Origin of the sequence: uncultured Aquimarina sp., from assembly GCF_947500065.1 — a bacterium.
In the GTDB taxonomy this organism is placed as follows: Bacteria; Bacteroidota; Bacteroidia; order Flavobacteriales; family Flavobacteriaceae; genus Aquimarina.
In genome coordinates, this window is sequence record NZ_CANMQT010000002.1 from 1,009,746 (window position 1) to 1,030,218 (window position 20,473).

The following is a 20,473-nucleotide window of genomic DNA, read 5'->3' on the forward strand; positions in this document are numbered from 1 at the left end:
ACACGTTATGTTTAAAATAATCTCAATTGGATTCTTATTATCCGTATTAGGTGTTTCGGCGCAGAATAATACAAGCTACTGGCAACAACACGTTGATTATACTATGAACGTGGATATGAATGTTGACAACTTTCAATATACAGGAACACAAGAACTAGTATACACAAACAATTCTCCTGATTCATTACATCAAGTATTTTATCACCTATACTTTAATGCATTTCAGCCAGGAAGTGAGATGGATGTGCGTTCTAGAAATATTCCAGATCCAGATCCGAGAGTAATGGATAGAATTAATAAACTTACTCCTGAAGAAATCGGGTATTTAAAAGTATCTTCCTTAACACAAAATGGAGCAAAAGTACAATATGACGTAGCTGGAACTGTTTTAGAAGTGCAATTGAATAAACCAATTGCACCTGGTGAAAAAGTCACTTTTTCTATGAATTTTGATGGGCAAGTTCCTAATCAAGTGCGTCGTTCAGGGCGCAATAGTAAAGAAGACATCGCATTATCCATGACTCAGTGGTATCCTAAAATGGCAGAATATGATTTCGAAGGATGGCACGCCGACCCATATATTGCTCGAGAATTTCATGGTGTTTGGGGAAACTTTGATGTAACTATCAATATTGATAAAAATTATATCATAGGAGGATCTGGATACCTTCAAAACCCTCAGGAAATAGGATATGGATATGAAAAACCAGGAACAAAAGTAAAACAAAAAGGAAAAAAATTATCGTGGCATTTTATAGCTCCTAACGTACACGATTTTACCTGGGCAGCTGATCCAGAGTACATACACGATGTAGTACAAGTTCCTGATGGTCCTGTGCTTCATTTTTTATATAAAAATAAAGAAGAATACCTAGAAAACTGGAAGAAACTGCAGCCTAAGTCTGTAGAGCTAATGAAATATTTCAGTAAAAACATTGGAAAATATCCGTATGACCAATATTCTATTATCCAAGGAGGAGATGGCGGAATGGAATATGCAATGTGTACTTTGATTACTGGAGGAAGAAACTTAGGAAGCCTAATAGGAGTAACAGCACACGAAATGGCGCATGCCTGGTTTCAACATATATTAGCTACGAATGAAGCCAAACATGAATGGATGGACGAAGGTTTTACTAGTTACATTTCAACATTAGCAATGAACGAAGTAATGGAACAGAATAAACCAAATCCTATGGAAGGAATGTACCAAGGATACCTACAGTTGGCAAATTCGGGAATAGAACAACCACAATCTACACATGCTGATCGCTATAGTCGAAATGGAGCTTATGGAGCTTCAGCATATGCTAAAGGAGCTGTTTTTATGGCCCAACTAGGATATGTTATAGGAGAAGATAACTTATCAAAAACTATTAGAAGATACTTTAATGAATGGAAGTTCAAGCATCCAACCCCTAATGATTTTAAGCGTATAGCAGAAAAAGTTTCTGGAATGCAATTAGATTGGTATTTAACAGATTGGACTCAAACCACTAATACCATAGATTATGGTATAAAGGAAGTTTTGGAAAAAGAAAACAATACCTCAATAACACTAGAACGTATCGGATTAATGCCAATGCCAATAGATTTGTATGTAGAATATACAGATGGGACTCAGGAATCTTTTTATATTCCATTAAGACTGATGAGAAAGGATAAAGAAAACCCTTTTCCGTCAATGAATCGTACGGTTTTGTCTGATTGGGCATGGACTAATCCAACATATTCATTAAATATATCCAAACCTAAATCAAGTATAAAATCTATTAAAATTGATATTACAAAACAAATGGCAGATATAAAAAGTACTGACAACAGTTTTTCTCAGTAAATAATAACATCTCTAAAATATTCAAAAGGCGCTTTATATAAGTTTAATATAAAGGGTCTTTTTTATTTGTATCGCCTTAACACATTCATTATTAAATCATAAGATCTTTTCTTTTTTGTTAAAAAAGTACTTATTTTCGCCATATAAAATATGTTATTATCATTTTTTAGGGTTTTAACCAAGTGAATTGTTATATATAAGTGTTAGAAAATACTCTGTTAATGATTCTTAAAGTCCATTTAACTAGGAAAAATGTAATTATTGATTATTTTCGAAGACAAAATTGTAAACATAATTAAACCATTACGTATGAAAAAGGTAAAATTACTAATACCACTTTCCTTAGTTTTGATTTCTCTAGTTGTTCTAGTTACTTATTTTAATAAGAACGAAACGAACGTAAATCAAGCTAAAAAAGAATTTATTCCCTTAAAAAAAGAGGGTGAAAAGAAAGGAAAAACGATCGAACAACGTCGTCGTTTTGCAGAAGAGAGATTAAAGCATGAATTCAATCTTCAGGCAAATCCTAGCACAGGAAAAATTCCTAAAGAAGAAAAAGGTAAAGAAATTATTGCTTCTAATGATTTCATGACTAGAGCGAAAAATTCTAAAGCAAGTAGTAATGCTTCTTACATTTCTAGAGGACCTTCAAACCTTGGAGGAAGAACTAGAACTTTAGTAATTGATAGATCTGACAACACTAGTAATACTATTATTGCAGGTGGAGTTAGTAGTGGAGTATTTAGAACTACTGATGGAGGAGCTAGTTGGTCAAAAGTATCTTCTAACAATGAAATACACAACGTTACTACCATTGCTCAAGATCCACGAAGTGGTTTTGAAAACATTTGGTATTATGGTACAGGAGAAGCTGCTGGAAATAGTGCAAGTGCTGGTGGAGCAACCTTTTTAGGTCAAGGAATCTGGCAATCTACGGATAGTGGACAGAGCTGGACTCAATTGCCTAGTACGGCTTCTGTACAAGAACAAAATGATTCTCCTTTTGATTTTATGTATAAAATTGCAGTGCATCCGATCACTGGTGATTTATATGCTGGAGCAGGAGGTGCTATTAGAAGGTTCGATGGTGCAACTTGGACTGTTGAATTAGATTCTGGTGGAAATTTCTTTTCTGATTTAGTAATAACAAGTACAGGAATAGTATATGCTGCATTTTCTGGATCTTCTGTAACTAACAATGGAGTATGGCAGTCACCTACAGGTGTTGGATCTTATACAAGAATTGGGTCTAATCTTACACCTGGTTTTGGATCAACCGGAAGAATGGTGCTAGCTGTTGCTCCTTCTAACGAAGATGTTGTTTATGCGTTTCATACTTCTAGCGCACCGTTTGAAGCAAGGCTTTGGCAATGGAATGACGGTTCAGATAGTTGGATAGACAGAACCTCTACAATGCCTGATGAAGCAGGAGGAGACTTGGCCGGAAACGACCCTATTGCGGTTCAAGGTGGATATGACTTAGTTGTTAGTGTAAAACCTGATGATGAAAACTTTGTCGTTATCGGTGGAACGAATGCATATAAAATAGAAAATATAACTACGGATCCTACATTTATAAGAATTGGAGGATATATTAGTAATCAAAGCTATGGGTTGTATAACCTTGGTGGTGGTGATTCACACCATCCAGATATTCATGCTTTAGAGTTCGATCCTAATAATCCAGATATTTTGTTCAGTGGAACTGATGGAGGTATTCATAGAACAGATCCTACAGCAGCAATTGTTGCTTGGACTAGTCTAAACAATAACTATCAAACATATCAATATTATCACGTAGCAACTGATCCTGATGCGACTTCAAACATAGTAATTGGTGGGGCTCAAGATAATGGTACTACAGCTGGAGGTTTCGCTGCAAGTCCTGATCTTACTACAATGTCTAGTCAAGCGGGAGGAGATGGAGTTGCTGTAGCTGTATCTAGAGATGACGCTTGTGTTCCTTTCTTTTTAGGTGTTCAAAATGGTGTTATATTCAGAGATTGTCCTAATGGTGGAGAAATAACTCCAGATGGTTCTACTAGTCAATTTGTTACTTATTTCTACCTTGATGAAAGCAACAATAATGCATTATATTATGCTGGTCAGAATATTTTGTATAGAACAAATGAATCTAGCGCTGTAACATCTTTGACTTGGACTAATTTAGGCACCTTACCTGTTGGAGAACGAATTAGACAAATGAAAGCGACCTGGGGTACTTATAATGCTGCTTCAAGTTATTTACTAATCGGTGGAAATCAAGGTTCTTTGTTTAGATTAGATGATCCTCAAAATGCTACTGATGTGTCTTCTGCAATAGAAATAACTCCTCCTGGTAGACTTGATGGAACAGTAAGTGGTATTGCAATACACCCAACCAATAGAGATATCGTTATGGTAACTTATTCTAATTATGGGATTACGAATATTTATATCACTACTAATGCAACAGCAGCTACCCCAACCTGGACAGTAGCTGAAAGGAATCTGGATGTTTTTTCTATAAGATCTGCAATGATTACTGAGGTTGATAATGAAACTAGATATTTTGTAGGAACCGCAAGAGGGTTATATACTAGTTTAGATCCTATTAATACAGATTGGGAGATAGAAGCTCCTGACCAAATTGGTTTTGCTGTAATTAGTGCTTTAGCATACAAGCCTTCAAACAACAAAGTTTTGGTTGGAACTCATGGTAATGGAATGTATGAAGCAACAGTTGTTTCTACTGCTCTTTCTGTAGAAGAATTTGATTCACCAGATTTTAGGTTATTAGCTTATCCTATTCCAGCTAAAGATATATTAAATGTGGTAGTCGAAAATTCATTTGTAAAAGGTGATTTAGACTATACAGTTTTTAGTATTGATGGTAGAATAATAAAAGAAGGAGTGCTAAATGGTGATAAACAAGTTAACGTGAGTGATTTAGCTCAAGGTAATTATATTTTGCAATTAAATTCTGCTTCTAGTAAAAAAGCTATTGTTTTTAATAAGGGATAGATTCTTTAAAAGTTTTTAAAAATCCGCTGTTAGGTATTCTAACAGTGGATTTTCTCTTTACAGCATATTCATCCCAAATCTTATCTGTATTTTTACCAAAATATGAAAGCAACTTTTGGTAAAAATGAACGACTGAAAAGTAAAAAGGAAATAGAGTTTCTTTTTTCAGAAGGGAAATCTATTTCCAAATATCCTGTTCGTCTTATTTATAGAAAAACTACTTTACAAAAAGGAGAAGGTATCCAAACTGCTGTTTCTGTTAGTAAACGTAATTTTAAAAAAGCAGTAGATCGAAATCGCATAAAACGTTTGCTACGGGAAAGTTATAGAAAAAATAAGTATCTTGTAGGCAACAACACTACTCATCAATTTACTTTTATGTTCTTATATACAGGTAAGGAAATGCCTGATTATATAATAATTGAATCTAAAATAAAAGAAATAATACAAAAGTTCATTGCTAAAGAAATTAAAACATCATAGTTTTAAACATCTTGTAACTTCATAAAAAGATGAAACGTATGAAAAAGAAAATCCTTTATCCTGCAGTTGCAGTTATTATTCTGTTATCTACAGTAAGTTTTAAATCCGATTTTTTTGAAATCGCGAAACAGATCGAAATTTTTACTACCATGTTCAAAGAATTAAACATGAATTATGTAGATGAAACGAATCCTGCAGAGCTTATGGATACTGCTATAAAAGCCATGTTAGACGATTTAGATCCATATACTAAATATTGGAATGAACAAGATGTAGAGGCTTCTAAAATAAGAAATGCCGGAGAATATACAGGTATTGGTGCTTCTGTAAAAACAGTTAAGGATAAAATAATTATTGTCGAGCCTTATAAAGATTATCCAGCCGATAAAGCTGGTCTAAAGGCTGGAGATGAAATTATTAAGATTGGTGATGTAACTGTGTCAGATTTTGAAGAAGATGCAGGAGAACTTCTTAAAGGAGCTAGTGGTACCAAAGTAGAAATCACTTACAAAAGACAAGATCAAACAAAAACCACAATTCTTACCAGAGAAGAAATAGAAGTAAATGCGGTTCCATTTTTCGAATTGTTAGAAGACAATACCGGATATATTGTACTATCTAAATTTAACAATAAAGCATCTTCAGAAACAGTTGCGGCCTTAAAAGACCTAAAAGCTAAGGGTGCCGATAAAATTATACTGGATCTTAGAGGAAATCCTGGAGGTTTACTAAGTGAAGCCATCAATGTAACCAACATATTTGTTCCTAAAGGAGAGTTAATCACAACAACCAAATCAGTTGTAAAAAAATATAATAAAGAATATTTTACAAAAAAATCTCCTGTCGACATAGAGATCCCGTTAGTCGTTTTAGTGAATGGTAGAAGTGCTTCAGCCAGTGAAATTGTAGCGGGAAGTATTCAGGATTTAGATAGAGGTGTTGTTATTGGTGCCAGAAGTTTTGGTAAAGGATTAGTACAGCGCCCTAAGAAATTAACCTATGGGACACAGCTAAAAATAACAATATCACGTTATTATACGCCTAGTGGAAGGTGTATTCAGGCTCTAGATTATTGGAACAGGGATGAAAACAATAGAGCGGTTCGTATAAGTGAGCAAGATTTTAAAGCTTTCAAAACCAAAAAAGGAAGAACCGTATACGATGGTGGAGGAATTCAACCAGATATCGAAATGGAAACATCAAAATTTAGTAATATTACTACTTCTTTACTTCAATCAGATGCAATATTTGACTACGGAACAAAATACTATTACTTACACCAAACAGAAGATATAACTAACTTCAAGTTTACTGATAAAGACTATGAAGATTTTAAAAATTTTGTAAAACAAAGTGGTTTTAATTACGAAACAGCCACAGAAAAATCTCTTAAAAAATCATTAGAAGTTGCTAAAAAAGATAAATTAGATCAGGATATTTCTGAAAGTTATAATGCTTTACTTGCTACTATAAAAAAATCTAAAGCAAAAGGTTTAGATACTTTTAAAACAGAAATTGCAAATCTACTAACAGATGAAATTGTTAAACGTTTCTCTTATAGAGAAGGATTGTATAATTACTATCTAACACATAATCCAGAAATTAAAAAGAGTAAAGAAATTCTGGGAAACAAAACTAAATATGATAAGATTTTAAAATAATTATTTCTTACTGTAACGCTATTTTAGGACGTCACAACATATAAAATAAAAAAACCAGCGTTCTTGCTGGTTTTTTTATTCTTATCTTATCATTGCTATATGTGGAATACCATCTTCTAAATATTCTTCTCCTATTTGTTTAAACCCATGTTTTTGATAAAAACTATTGAGATAACACTGAGCTGATATTTTAATTTGTTCAGTACCGAAGATTTCTTTTATTCCTTCAATACTTTTCTTTATTAAATCATGTCCATAACCATATTTTCTTTCATTTTTAGACACTACTACTCTACCAATACTAGCATTTTCAAAATAATCTCCAGCATCAAAAACCCTTGTATAAGCAACTATTTCATCGTTTTTATATCCAATTATATGAAGTGCTTGTTGATCTTTATTATCTACATCTTGATAAACACAATTCTGTTCAACAATAAATACTTCTGCACGTAAACGTAAGATTTTGTACAATTCGGAGGTAGAAAGCTCCTCAAAACTTTTTATTTTAAAAAATATATCACTCATCAAGAAATACTATTAACACATCGAGATTTTATTAACCCTGTTCTGATGTCTTCCTCCTTCAAATTCTGTTGCTAAAAAAGTTTTAACCATTTCGATTGCCTGAGGCAACGATGTATATCTAGCCGGAATACTAATTATATTTGCATTGTTATGTTGTCTGGTTAATTCAGTGATTTCTTTTGTCCAACATAATCCAGCACGTACATTTTTATATTTATTTGCTGTCATGGAAACACCATTTCCACTTCCACATATTAGTATTCCAAAATCTACAGCTTTAGTATCAACATCTTTCGCTACTGGATGTACGAAATCCGGATAATCTACACTGCTATTCTCATCAGTACCATAATTTACAACCTCAATTCCTTCTGATTTAAGATATGCTACAATTCCAAATTTATATTCGGTTCCTGCATGATCGTTTCCAATAGCTATTTTCACAACTTTCAAGTTTTATTATTATTTAAAGTTCTACGATATATATTGTAAACAAAGATACTTCAATCTAAAAAAAGTAAAGATCAAAAAATCAACAATTTAACCCAACCTCACCTTAATGTTAATAACTCCTTGTCTTGTGTTAACATAACTTGTGTATAAATAGTTCTTAAAATTGAGCAACTTTTTTTGGTAATGTTCTTTTTTATTAGAATACACTGAGAGTTCTTAAAAATCAAAATTAAATAGCCTCTTTTTTTAGATAAGTTTTTAAGTATTAAACTCATCTTATGAACTACGGTTATACCATAAAACTATTAATAAAATCATGTGTTTATAAACTATTAACAGTTGTTAATTAAATTTAATTATAACAACGTTTTCAATCATTTAACCTATTAATATCCTGTTGATATATATCTGAAAATTCAATCTAACTTAACAAACAAATAAAATTTAGTAAAGTTATACCGCTATCAACACTACATAATAATCATTATTTATTTTTTTAAATTTAGAAAAAGAAAAAGTATATATATAATATATGTTGAAAACTATTAAATATAAGATTAAAAGAAATTATATAATTCTAAGATGTGAATTAGTGTTTAGATCATCTATTATTTCTTGTACTCTTATTTGATCTTTTTGATGAATTTTAAGATTGATTCCTCCAAGTGCATTAGAATAAAATGGAAAGACTGTAATCATAGTTTCATTCTCAAAAAAATAAGAAATACCTTCTCTTTCCAAAAGAAGTCGTAATATTGCATAATCGTTTGGATACGTAAAGGTTGCAATTGTAATAAAATCTTTCATAGAAATAATCCAGATAATAGATTATCTAAATATACAAATTATATAAAAATAAAGAGTTAATTAATTTGTGTAGCTTCCTTATCAGAGTGTATAGCACCATTTATTTCTGATTTCTCATTGGTATCTGTTTTCTGATCCATTGTATCTCCAATATAAAGCGTAGAATAATATATACCTAATAAAAATATTAGTGTAAACAGAAATATAATTTTATGAATTTTTTTGATTTTAGGTATCATATACTTAGTACCAAACGAACAAATAACAATCTTGGTATTTTAAAATTAAGTAAATTTTAAGAAAAATAACAAGATTTGTTGATAATAGTTGTTTGTAATATACTGATTTACAGATAACACATTTTTTTAACTATAAACAAGAACAAAATTTAATATTTAATAAAAGTTTACATATAAAACAACTTACGTTAAAAGATAAGCTGTAATTTTATATTATATTATTTAAAAGACATTAATGAAAAGACAAAAAAGAAGAGGAAAAAAGTCTCCGAAAATAGAAAATATTACCCAAGGAATACTCAAAATACTTAAATCAGAACCTGGCAAAACATTTAATTATAAGCAGATTGCTGCTAAATTTGGAGTGGATGATGCTAGTAGTCGAAATCAAATTATTAAGAAATTAACGCAGTTAGCTGCTAAGAAAGAAATTGAAGAAATTGATAGAGGAAAATTTAAGATTGTACCAAATATCAATACATATTCAGGTATTCTTGAAATAACTTCTAAAGGAACAGGATACGTAATTGTAAAAGATCTGGAAGATGATATTTTCGTACCTAATAACAATCTTAATAAAGCTCTGAATGGGGATGAAGTAGAAGTATATATTTACAAACGAAAACGTAGAGGTAAGAGTGAAGGAGAAATTTCTAGAGTTATTTCTAGAAAAAAGGATGAGTTTGTAGGAGTTATCGAAATACAAAAAAATTATGCATTTGTAAATATGCATGACGCTAAGATGTATACTGATATTTTTGTTCCTAAAAATAAAATTAAAGATGCAGAAGATGGTGATAAAGTATTAGTGAAATTGGAAGATTGGCCAGAAAAGGCGGATTCACCATTTGGAAACGTTGTAAAAGTACTTGGTAAACCAGGAGAACATAATACAGAAATTCATTCAATATTAGCTCAGTATGGATTACCATACGAGTTTCCTGTAGAAGTAGAAGAGTATGCAAATAATATAGATACTTCTATCCAAGAGTCTGAAATCAAAAATCGTAGAGATATGCGTAAAACGCTAACCTTTACAATAGATCCAAAAGATGCAAAAGATTTTGATGATGCATTATCTTTTGAGGTTTTAGAAAATGGAAATTATGAGATTGGAATTCATATAGCAGATGTATCACATTATTTGAAACCAGGAACAATTTTGGATGATGAGGCTTATGAAAGAGCGACTTCTGTGTATTTAGTAGATAGAGTAGTTCCTATGCTTCCTGAGGTACTATCAAACAATGCTTGTTCTTTAAGACCGCACGAAGAAAAATATACATTTTCAGCAGTTTTTGAACTTAATGATAAATCAGAAATTAAAAACCAATGGTTTGGAAGAACAGTTACTTATTCTGATGCACGTTTCGCATATGAAGAAGCGCAACATATCATTGAAACCAAAGAAAATACGATTCCATCAGATATTTCTCTAACAGGAAAAGAATATAAAACTGATCAAAAAATTGCCGATGCAGTATTAAAAATGGATGAATTAGCTAAAATCATGCGTGTAAAGCGAATGGGAGATGGAGCTATTTCTTTTGATAAAGTAGAAGTAAAGTTTAATCTAAACGAAGAAAACAATCCAGTGGGAGTGTTTTTTAAGACTTCTAAGGATGCAAATAAACTTATTGAAGAGTTTATGTTGCTTGCTAATAAAAAGGTTGCAGAATTCATTGGAAAGCAAAATCCAAAGAAAACTTTTATATATAGAGTCCACGACGAACCTAATGATGAAAAGTTAGCTGCTTTGCAAAATGTTATTGGACGATTTGGTTATAAACTGGATTTAAGAGATAGAAAAACTACTACTAACTCACTAAATGGATTATTAAAAGAGGTTCAAGGAAAAAAAGAACAAAATCTTGTAGATACTTTAGCAATACGAAGTATGAGTAAAGCAGAGTATACAACACATAATATTGGACATTATGGATTAGCTTTTGATTATTACTCTCATTTTACATCACCAATAAGACGTTATCCAGATGTTATGGCACACCGTTTGCTTCAACATTATTTAGATAGTGGAAAATCTGCATCAGAAGAAGAGTATGAAGAACGATGTAATCATAGTAGTTCTATGGAAAATCTGGCTGCAAGTGCAGAAAGAGATTCTATAAAATATATGCAGATAAAATTCATGAAAGATCATGGAGATGAAGAATTTCTAGGAGTGATTTCTGGAGTTACCGAATGGGGTATTTATGTAGAGATCATTGACAATAAATGTGAAGGAATGATACGTCTTAAAGATATAAGTGATGATCATTATGTTTTTGATCAGGATGAATATGCAGTGATTGGTCAAAACTCTAAAAAAGTATATCAACTAGGAGATGAAGTATATGTAAAAGTAAAGAATGCTGATCTTGTTAAAAGGCATTTGGATTTTACTATTTTAGGAAGTAAACAAGAAAGAGAATAAACAATATATTACGTCGTTTATTTAAAAAACAAATCATACACAAATCAAATTTAAATTTATAGGCAATGAAAAAAGTAGTATTTCTTTCGTTATTATTTGTTGTATCTATTATGAATGCACAAAGTGTAATAACAAAAAATGTTGGAGATTTTAATGAACTTAAAGTTTTTGATAAAATTGAAGTAAAACTTCTAAAAGGATCAGAAAACAAAGTAGAAATTTCTGGAATTAGCAGAAAAGAAGTAGATGTAGTTATTAAAGATAATGTACTTAAGATAAAAATGTCATTAAGTAATACTTGGGATAATAACGATACTAAAGTGATTGTGTATTATACAGATATTTCAAAATTAGATGTAAATGAAGGAGCTAAAATAATGGTCAAAGGAACAGTAACGGCTACTGAATTGGATCTGAGAGCACAAGAAGGTGGAGATATATATGCAGAGATTGAAACGGATAAATTATTAGCAAGAGCTGTTAGTGGAGGAGGATTACATCTAGAAGGAAGTGCTAAAGAGCAAGAAGTAACGGTAAAAGCTGGAGGACAATTTATTGCAGAAGACTTAAAAACTGTAAGAACTCAAGTAAAAATCAGTGCTGGTGGTAGAGCAAATGTAAATGCAAGTGACTACGTAAAAGCTAATACAGCTGCAGGTGGTACCATAAGAATCTATGGAAACCCAAAAGAAGTTGATGGAAAAAAAGTATTTGGTGGTAAAATTATAGAGGTAAACTAAGTTCTATTTTCTAAATTTGTAAGAAACACGCTTACATTATATGTTTCAAGACGCTCAAGCAGCAATACCTTTAGGATTTTTATTAGCCTTTTTGATAGGTCCTGTATTTTTTGTGTTATTAGAAACGGCCGCTATAAAAGGATTTAGGGCTGCATTAGCAGTCGATCTAGGTGTAATTGTAGCGGATATAGCATTTATCTTAATTGCTTATTTTAGTACAAATCAGATTTTGGAAAAAATAAAAGATGATCCTGCATTATTTATTTTTGGAGGAATGTTGTTATCTACCTATGGAATTATTTCTTTTATAAAAGAAAGAAAAAACTATAATAAATTAAGAGACACTTCGGTGGAGATAATTAATAAACATAATTATTTTACTTTATTTATAAAAGGGTTCTTATTGAATTTTATAAATATAGGAGTACTAGGGTTTTGGTTAAGTATTATTATTGTGATAGGTCCACAATTAGATATGAATACGAATAGAATAGTAATATTTTTTATCATTGTTCTTGTTACATATCTTATTGTTGATATCTTTAAAATGCTATTAGCTAAGCGGTTAAAAAGAAAATTAACACCTAAGAGAACATATATTATTAAAAGAGTGATCAGTATTTTTATGATTGTTTTTGGAGTTTTCTTAATTATTAAGGGAGTGTTGCCTGAGACTATGGAGAAAAAAATTCAAGATAAGATCGAAAAAATTACACCAGAATCGAGATTTAAATAAAAAAATCCTGTAAATATTTACAGGATTTTTTTTTGAGGTGTCGAGCGGATTCGAACCGCTGTAGATGGTGTTGCAGACCACTGCCTAGCCACTCGGCCACGACACCCTTTTTGTCTTCGAGGGCAAATGTAAAAAAATTTATGATTACTTCGGTTTTATTTATCTTTTTTTACTCCTAGTAATTGTAACCATCTGCACATTTCCTCCTATTGGTGGATTAATCTTAGAAACATCAATCGTTACTTTATCAACTAATGGTAACTCATCCAATATACGTGTTAAAATTCTTTCCGCAGCATGTTCTAACAATTTAGAACGAATAGCCATTTCTTCTTTAACAATATGGTTAAGGTGTACATAATCCACAGTATCAGAAAGATGGTCAGTATTAGCTGACTTATTAAGATTCGCATTAACTTTTAAATCAACACGGTAATCAGAACCAATTTTTTTTTCTTCTACAAGACATCCATGATATGCATATATCTTGATGTTTTTAAGTTTAATTAACCCCACATAATTTTTTTACAAAGGTAATAGAATCTTTGGTAAGAATTCATAGGAAAATAACCCTTTTCTATAAATGCATTATCACAAATAAATAGATATTATATAATTGTTGTGTATCATTAGAAATATTAGGTAGTTTTGTATTTTATTTTTTACCAATGACAGAAGAAAAAAAATCACTCAATTTTTTAGAGCATATTGTAGAAGAAGATTTGGCAAATGGGATGAATCCTAAGGATTTACGCTTTCGTTTTCCTCCAGAGCCCAATGGATATTTACATATTGGTCATACGAAAGCAATAGGGATAAGTTTCGGATTAGGAATTAAGTATAATGCACCCGTAAACTTGCGTTTCGATGACACAAATCCAGCCAAAGAAGAGCAGGAATATGTAGACGCTATTAAGAACGATATTTCTTGGTTGGGATATCAATGGGATAAAGAGTGTTATTCTTCTGATTATTTTCAGCAATTATATGATTGGACTGTAGCTTTAATAAAAGAAGGAAAAGCATATGTAGATAACCAATCTTCTGAGGAAATTGCAGCACAAAAAGGAACAACTACAGAACCAGGAATTAATAGTCCGTATAGAGATAGATCTGTTCAGGAGAATCTGGATTTATTTCAAAGAATGAAGGCAGGTGATTTCGATGAAGGTGAATATGTAGTAAGAGCAAAGATTGATATGGCCGACCCTAATATGTTGATGCGCGATCCATTGATGTATAGAATATTAAAAAAATCACATCATAGAACGGGTGATGAGTGGTGTATATACCCTATGTATGATTGGACTCACGGTGAAAGTGATTATATAGAAAATATTTCTCATTCATTATGTTCTTTAGAATTTAAACCACATAGAAAATTATATGATTGGTTTTTGGATCAAATACATAATAAGAATATAAGGCCAAAACAAAGAGAATTTGCACGCCTTAATCTTAGTTATACTATTATGAGTAAACGTAAATTACTCAGATTAGTTAATGATGGTATTGTAAAGGGCTGGGATGATCCTAGAATGCCCACAATTTCTGGTTTAAGAAGAAGAGGATATACGCCAACATCCATAAGAAAGTTTGTAGAAACGGTGGGTGTGGCAAAAAGAGAGAATGTAATTGATGTTTCATTATTAGAGTTTTGTGTGCGTGAGGATCTTAACAAAAAAGCTCCTAGAGTAATGGCTGTTTTGGATCCTGTAAAACTTATAATTACTAACTATCCTGCAGGAAAAGAAGAGTGGTTAGAAGCAGAAAATAATCCAGAAGATGAAACTGCTGGTTCTAGAGAAATTCCTTTTTCTAAAGAATTATATATAGAAAGAGAAGATTTTAAAGAAGAAGCTGGTCGTAAGTATTTTAGACTTACATTAGGTAAAGAAGTACGTCTTAAAAACGCATATATTATTAAAGGCGAGAGTGTTGTAAAAGATAAGGACGGTAATATTACTGAAGTTCATTGTACATATGATTCTAAAAGTAGATCAGGTAGTGGAACTGAAGAATCTAAGCGTAATGTAAAAGGAACATTACATTGGGTGTCTATACAACACGCAATTCCTGCAGAAATAAGGTTGTATGATCGCTTATTTAATAATGAAGCTCCTGATAGTCATAAAGAAAAAGATTTTATGGAATTCTTAAATTCGAATTCATTAAATGTAATTACAGGATATGTAGAACCAGGTCTTAAAGAAGCAAAATCATTAGAACAGTTTCAATTTCAAAGATTAGGATATTTTAATGTGGATCCTGATAGTACGCCAAATGCATTAGTTTTTAATAAAACAGTTGGTTTACGCGATACTTGGGCTAAAGTTAAACCTGCTGAAAATAATCAATCAAACAACACTCAACCACAGCAAAATAAGCAAAGAGAAGTATCTGCAATCGATGAAATCAAAAGAGCAGGGAAGAAGTATACTAATTTACCGGAAGACAAAAGAGAGGCTCTTAAAATAAAGATTTTGGAAGCAGCTAAGAATGTAGATATTGATGAATTAGTTCCACTTTATGGGACTGCTGCTAAGAAAATAGGAACACGAATTGTGGTTACTATAGCACTAGGAGTTGTTTTAGAAACTAAAGATCTAGAGCCTGATCAATTGGCAAAAGACTTTATTATAAAAGGGAAAGAAGATACTAATGAATTATTAAGTGAAGAAGCAGAAATAATAGGTAATAAATATGGTTTATAGTTTTAAACTAATGTTATAAAAAAAGGATGATAATTATTTTATCATCCTTTTTTTTTCAATTATCAGCAATTTGTTCGTCCTGAGGAATTTCTATTTCCGTTTCAAAATTCTTAAATATTTTCTGTGTTTCGGGATCATCTATTAATTTATTGGATTCAATAAAATACCATTTTTCTTTCTTTTTATCATAAAATCCAAATAATGAACTTTTTAAAGTAACGAGTCTTCCGTTAAAATCCATTTTTATGGTGTTTTTTACAAGACAACGATGTTCTTTTTTTTCTTTTTTGATTTCTGTTAATTCATCGATTTCCGAGCTTTTAATTTTAATTTTTTGAGCAGTCATGGTTTGAAAAACCTGTTCGATATCTTTTTTTAGTTGTTCTTTCCCGTATTTTTTGGAAATTTTAGGATGTGTATATTCTAAAAGTGTATTAACATCTTTTTTAAGTGAAGCTTCAGAAATTACTTTTGCATCTCGTATAGCTTGTTTTTTTAATTTATCAATGTTTTGGGAAAAAATGCTTCCTGAGACAAGTAGAAGTATAAGTAGGTAATTTTTCATTTTCATTTTTTTGTAAAAGTGCTCTTTTTTTAAGCAATAAAGAACATTTATTGTTTTTAATTTTAATATTGTTTTTTTTTATTAAAATTGGGTTTATATTAAAGACTCTAAGCGAAAATAAAAGTTGCACAATATGATTTTATGTCTTGATTATATAAAAGCTCTTAAATCGTACTATTTTCATTTTTTTGTAAAATTAATGATTTGCGCACTTAGATATTCGTAAAATTTATAAAAAATAAAACCCGATCAGAAATTGTGATCGGGTTTTGTTTTTTTATAAAGTAATTCTATGCTTCTGGCTTATTTCCACCAAGCCCTTTTTTAGCATTTTGTTTTTTCATTTCTTCTCCTATTTGGTTTGAAGCAGTAAATGAAGCAATCATATTGTTTAACATATCACTACCAGCTTGTGGAGAGTTTGGTAATAATATTAAATTACTATTTACGTGCTCTCCTATGGATTGTAGTGTATCATAATGTTGTGTTACTACAATTAGGGCAGAAGCTTCCTGAGAATTAATACCAACATTATTTAAAACATCTACACTTTCTTCCAAACCTCTAGCTATTTCTCTTCTTTGGTCTGCAATACCTTGTCCTTGCAACCTTTTACTTTCTGCTTCTGCACGAGCTTTTGCTACAATTTTAATACGTTCTGCTTCAGCTTCATATTCTGCTGCAACTTTTTCACGTTCTGCCGCATTAATTCTGTTCATAGCTTCTTTTACTTGAAGATCAGGATCAATATCGGTTACTAATGTTTTTATAATATCATACCCATAATTAACCATGGCTTCATTTAATTCACTTTTTACAGCTATAGCAACATCGTCTTTACGCTCAAAAACATCATCTAGTTTCATTTTAGGAACCTCTGCACGAACTACATCAAATACGTATGATGTAATTTGATCATGTGGGTTTTCTAATTTATAAAATGCATCGTATACTTTTTCTCTAATTACTTGAAACTGCACAGAGATTTTTAGACGCACAAATACATCATCTTTAGTTTTTGTCTCTACCAGTACATCTAATTGTTGTATTTTAAGATTAATACGGCCCGCAATACGATCAAAGATTGGTATTTTAAAATGTAATCCAGAAGTTCGGATACTTAAGAATTTACCAAAACGTTCCACGATCGCTGAGGTTTGTTGTTTTACAGTAAATATTCCGGATATTATAATTATAAATCCTAGAATTATAATCGGTATAAAATATAGTCCCATTGTTTTTAGATTAAATGTTATTAGATGAAATGAATTTACTAATTAATTATAAATCATTGTATTTTATTTTGCTATAGTTATCATAGCTGTATATCCATAATTGGTGAAAGAAACAGAAATTATTTCCCATCCTTCTGTCGAAATTTTATTTAAGGCATCTTCTACCTTTTTTTTTAGTTTTTCTAAAGACCAGTTACTGGAAATTTTAATGACTTTATATTGTTTTCCCATAGTTGACAAATTTTATAATGGTTACTCTATATGTATACATTTTTATAAAAATGTTACATGTCTTAAAAAGGATAACCCACTATCCGATTGAGGATAATGGGTTATTTATTAGATATATAAATAGGATGGTATTAATTTTTCTCTATGATGGATTCAATTCTTTTAATAGTTTCTTTTTTACCAATAATTGCTGTTATATCAAAGAGATCCGGCCCTTGAAGTGATCCTACTAATGCAATACGAAGAGGCATCATAATTTTTCCGAATCCGATTTCTTTCGATTTTATCCAAGTTTTCACAATATTGGAAACGTTTTCAGAGTCGAAATCTGTAATATCACTAATGATTCTGATCAACTCATGCATAAGCGTAGAAGTGTCATCTTTCCATGCTTTTTTACATGCTTTTTCGTCATATTCAGAGGGTGCTATAAATAAAAAAGAACTTAGGTCCCAAAGGTCTTTAGAAAAAACAGCTCTTTCTTTTATTAGGTTTACTACATCTATAAGATTAAATGTGGTCGTAATGTTTTTCTCAGAAATGATTTCTTTTAATTGTTCCACGTGTACGCTAACATTTGTCTGTTGAAAATGTTGTTGTTGGAACCATTTTGTTTTCTCAGGATCAAATTTAGCGCCAGCTTTATTTACTTTTGAAAGATCGAATTCATTAATCAATTCTTCTAGTGAGAATAATTCTTGCTCTGTTCCAGGATTCCATCCTAGAAAAGCCAGCATATTAACTACAGCTTCAGAAAGGTATCCATCTTCACGATATCCTGATGCGATTTCGTTTGTTTTTGGATCTGTCCATTGTAAAGGGAAAACAGGGAATCCTAATTTATCACCATCTCTTTTACTTAATTTTCCTTTACCAACTGGTTTTAGAATTAATGGTAAATGAGAAAAACTTGGAGCTTCCCAGCCAAGGGATCTATACAATAAAACATGTAGTGCTAAGGATGGTAACCATTCTTCTCCTCGAATTACATGAGTAATTTCCATTAAATGATCATCTACAATATTGGCTAGGTGATAGGTAGGCATACCATCACTTTTAAACAATATTTTATCATCCAATACATTGGTGTCTATTTTCATATCACCGCGCACTTCATCCGTTAGATGTAAAGTTTCATCTTGCGGACATTTAAAACGAATTACGTATGGATCACCAGAGTTAATTTTTTGTTGAGTTTCGTTTTCCGAAAGAGAGATTGAATTATTTAATTTTGTTCTATTGTGCCAATTGTAGATAAATGTTTTTCCTTGAGCTTCATCATTTGTTCTGTGTTCATTAAGCTCATCAGAAGTATCAAAAGCGTAATAGGCATGACCATTTTCTATTAATTGATCAGCGTATTGTTTATATAAATGTTTACGCTCACTTTGTCTGTAAGGACCAAACCCACCATCTTTTCCGGGTCCTTCATCAAAAGGTATATTACACCAATCAAGTGCTTCTGTGATATAATCTTCAGCGCCAGAAACGTACCTGTTTTGATCGGTGTCTTCTATTCTAAGAACAAAGGTTCCATTGTGTTTTTTTGTAAAAAGATAATTGAATAGGGCTGTTCTTACACCACCTATATGCAAAGGTCCTGTTGGACTTGGGGCAAATCGTACCCTAGTTTTTTTCGTCATGATTTCGTGTTTATACCTTAATAAAGGTGTATAAAAGCGATGACAAAGATACAATCTTAAATAAGTGATTTAAAAAGATTTGTTTCAATAAATCTATAAATAATTATATAGTTATTATCAAGGTTTCATTTCTTTCGGAACTCTTTTGTTCATTAACATAAACCATAGAGGTGGAAAAAATGATATGACCATTGAGGTTGGATAACCATAGGGGAGTTGTGGACTTTCTTTATGGTGATCCAGAAGCTGGTATTTTTTAGAAGCTCTGTAGTGATGATCGCTATGTCTTGTTAGTTCAAAAAGTAGAATGCGTCCTAATAAATGATTAGAATTCCAAGAATGAATTTCACGAACACGCTCATATCTTCCAGAATCATTTTTCTTTCTAAGAAGACCATAATGTTCAATGTAGTTGATAGTTTCTAATAACAAGAAACCGACAATAGCGCATGATAAGGCTACAAGTAATCCTATAAATCCAAAAGTTGTAAAAGTAAGAGAGAGATAAATAATGGTAATAATCAAATACCATAGCATGTCATTTTTTACAGATAAAAAAGATTGGTTGTTTTGTTTTAATAATTTGATTTGAATTCCCCAAGCACTTAGATATTGTCCAATAATTGATGTGAACCAAAAAGAATAAAGAGGTTGATTATATTTAGCTGTGGCCGGATCTTCATTAGTAGCGGCTTTTAGATGATGTCCAAAATTATGTTCTATATAAAAATGCATATATAAAGAAGGGAGTAATAAAGCTTTTGCGATAAATCTTTCTTTGGAAAATCGGTGACCAAGTTCATGTCCAACGTTAATTCCGTTAGCACCAAGAACAATACCGGTGGAAAATATAATACCTATTATTTCATATGTTGCTAGACTTAAATTGCTTACTGTATACAATGCATAAAATAGTATCATATATATAATCGGAAGATTGATATAAAGTAACCAATCAAACAACTGTTTTTTAGACTTCGATAAACGCAAGTCGTCATCTAAATTGTCCTCAGAAGAGGATGTAAAGAGCTCTATGAGAGGAATGAGACCAAATACATAAATTGGAGTTAAATAGGTATATATGCCTTGTAACCATATACTTAATACTGCAACAAAGGGAATGGTGTAGGCAGATATGTATTTTAAATCTTTCATAACAAGTTA

General features: G+C 31.2%; 18 protein-coding genes and 1 tRNA gene. 8 read left to right on the forward strand and 11 right to left on the reverse strand.

Annotation, left to right across the window (positions count from 1 at the left end):
• Positions 1-7: 7 nt before the first annotated feature.
• The 4 genes from Q0975_RS09940 to Q0975_RS09955 all read left to right on the forward strand — a co-directional run bounded on the left by Q0975_RS09940 (position 8) and on the right by Q0975_RS09955 (position 6,984).
• The gene (locus Q0975_RS09940) at positions 8-1,837 is read left to right on the forward strand and encodes a M1 family metallopeptidase (RefSeq protein ID WP_299435817.1); all 1,830 of its coding nucleotides are present in this window, start codon (positions 8-10) and stop codon (positions 1,835-1,837) included.
• 309 nt (positions 1,838-2,146) lie between these two features.
• Positions 2,147-4,840 (forward strand): T9SS type A sorting domain-containing protein, encoded by a 2,694-nt coding sequence (locus Q0975_RS09945; protein ID WP_299435819.1) that lies wholly within the window; start codon positions 2,147-2,149, stop codon positions 4,838-4,840.
• A 102-nt stretch (positions 4,841-4,942) separates the two neighbouring features.
• Entirely contained in the window at positions 4,943-5,323 is a 381-nt protein-coding gene (gene rnpA, locus Q0975_RS09950; protein WP_299435821.1) for a ribonuclease P protein component, read from the forward strand.
• Between the two features lie 38 nt (positions 5,324-5,361).
• The gene (locus tag Q0975_RS09955; RefSeq protein ID WP_299435823.1) at positions 5,362-6,984 is read left to right on the forward strand and encodes a S41 family peptidase; all 1,623 of its coding nucleotides are present in this window, start codon (positions 5,362-5,364) and stop codon (positions 6,982-6,984) included.
• A gap of 81 nt (positions 6,985-7,065) precedes the next feature.
• Here Q0975_RS09955 and Q0975_RS09960 read toward each other — a convergent pair whose 3' ends face one another.
• The 4 genes from Q0975_RS09960 to Q0975_RS09975 form a co-directional block, all read right to left on the reverse strand.
• Complete coding sequence (locus Q0975_RS09960) at positions 7,066-7,512, reverse strand: GNAT family N-acetyltransferase (protein ID WP_299435825.1); 447 nt, start codon at positions 7,510-7,512, stop codon at positions 7,066-7,068.
• Positions 7,513-7,524: 12 nt separating this feature from the next.
• Positions 7,525-7,956, reverse strand: coding sequence for a ribose 5-phosphate isomerase B (gene rpiB / locus Q0975_RS09965; RefSeq protein WP_299435827.1), 432 nt, complete (start codon positions 7,954-7,956; stop codon positions 7,525-7,527).
• Between the two features lie 576 nt (positions 7,957-8,532).
• Positions 8,533-8,772 (reverse strand): DUF2007 domain-containing protein, encoded by a 240-nt coding sequence (locus tag Q0975_RS09970; protein ID WP_299435829.1) that lies wholly within the window; start codon positions 8,770-8,772, stop codon positions 8,533-8,535.
• A 56-nt stretch (positions 8,773-8,828) separates the two neighbouring features.
• Positions 8,829-9,011: a hypothetical protein gene (locus Q0975_RS09975; protein ID WP_299435832.1), complete on the reverse strand. Its 183-nt coding sequence runs from the start codon at positions 9,009-9,011 to the stop codon at positions 8,829-8,831.
• A 235-nt stretch (positions 9,012-9,246) separates the two neighbouring features.
• Here Q0975_RS09975 and rnr point away from each other — a divergent pair, with 235 nt between their 5' ends.
• From rnr to Q0975_RS09990, 3 genes are all read left to right on the forward strand, one after another.
• On the forward strand, positions 9,247-11,445 hold the full coding sequence (gene rnr / locus Q0975_RS09980) for a ribonuclease R (protein WP_299435835.1): 2,199 nt from the start codon (positions 9,247-9,249) through the stop codon (positions 11,443-11,445).
• Positions 11,446-11,510: 65 nt separating this feature from the next.
• On the forward strand, positions 11,511-12,185 hold the full coding sequence (locus Q0975_RS09985) for a head GIN domain-containing protein (protein WP_299435838.1): 675 nt from the start codon (positions 11,511-11,513) through the stop codon (positions 12,183-12,185).
• 40 nt (positions 12,186-12,225) lie between these two features.
• Positions 12,226-12,921: a LysE family transporter gene (locus Q0975_RS09990; protein ID WP_299435841.1), complete on the forward strand. Its 696-nt coding sequence runs from the start codon at positions 12,226-12,228 to the stop codon at positions 12,919-12,921.
• Between the two features lie 35 nt (positions 12,922-12,956).
• Here Q0975_RS09990 and Q0975_RS09995 read toward each other — a convergent pair.
• Positions 12,957-13,027: transfer RNA gene (locus tag Q0975_RS09995), tRNA-Cys, on the reverse strand.
• Positions 13,028-13,080: 53 nt separating this feature from the next.
• The gene (folB, locus tag Q0975_RS10000; protein WP_299435844.1) at positions 13,081-13,437 is read right to left on the reverse strand and encodes a dihydroneopterin aldolase; all 357 of its coding nucleotides are present in this window, start codon (positions 13,435-13,437) and stop codon (positions 13,081-13,083) included.
• Between the two features lie 152 nt (positions 13,438-13,589).
• Between folB and Q0975_RS10005 the strand changes: the two genes are divergently transcribed.
• A complete protein-coding gene (locus Q0975_RS10005; protein WP_299435847.1) occupies positions 13,590-15,635 on the forward strand; it encodes a glutamine--tRNA ligase/YqeY domain fusion protein in 2,046 nt (681 codons plus the stop codon).
• Between the two features lie 55 nt (positions 15,636-15,690).
• Here the strand turns inward: Q0975_RS10005 and Q0975_RS10010 are convergent, their stop codons facing one another.
• The 5 genes from Q0975_RS10010 to Q0975_RS10030 form a co-directional block, all read right to left on the reverse strand.
• Complete coding sequence (locus Q0975_RS10010; RefSeq protein ID WP_299435850.1) at positions 15,691-16,200, reverse strand: hypothetical protein; 510 nt, start codon at positions 16,198-16,200, stop codon at positions 15,691-15,693.
• Positions 16,201-16,490: 290 nt separating this feature from the next.
• Positions 16,491-17,435 (reverse strand): SPFH domain-containing protein, encoded by a 945-nt coding sequence (locus Q0975_RS10015; protein ID WP_299435852.1) that lies wholly within the window; start codon positions 17,433-17,435, stop codon positions 16,491-16,493.
• A gap of 63 nt (positions 17,436-17,498) precedes the next feature.
• On the reverse strand, positions 17,499-17,666 hold the full coding sequence (locus Q0975_RS10020) for a DUF4177 domain-containing protein (protein WP_299435855.1): 168 nt from the start codon (positions 17,664-17,666) through the stop codon (positions 17,499-17,501).
• Between the two features lie 131 nt (positions 17,667-17,797).
• The gene (gene gltX / locus Q0975_RS10025; RefSeq protein ID WP_299435858.1) at positions 17,798-19,309 is read right to left on the reverse strand and encodes a glutamate--tRNA ligase; all 1,512 of its coding nucleotides are present in this window, start codon (positions 19,307-19,309) and stop codon (positions 17,798-17,800) included.
• Between the two features lie 117 nt (positions 19,310-19,426).
• Positions 19,427-20,464: an alkane 1-monooxygenase gene (locus tag Q0975_RS10030; protein WP_299435861.1), complete on the reverse strand. Its 1,038-nt coding sequence runs from the start codon at positions 20,462-20,464 to the stop codon at positions 19,427-19,429.
• Between the last annotated feature and the right edge of the window lie 9 nt (positions 20,465-20,473).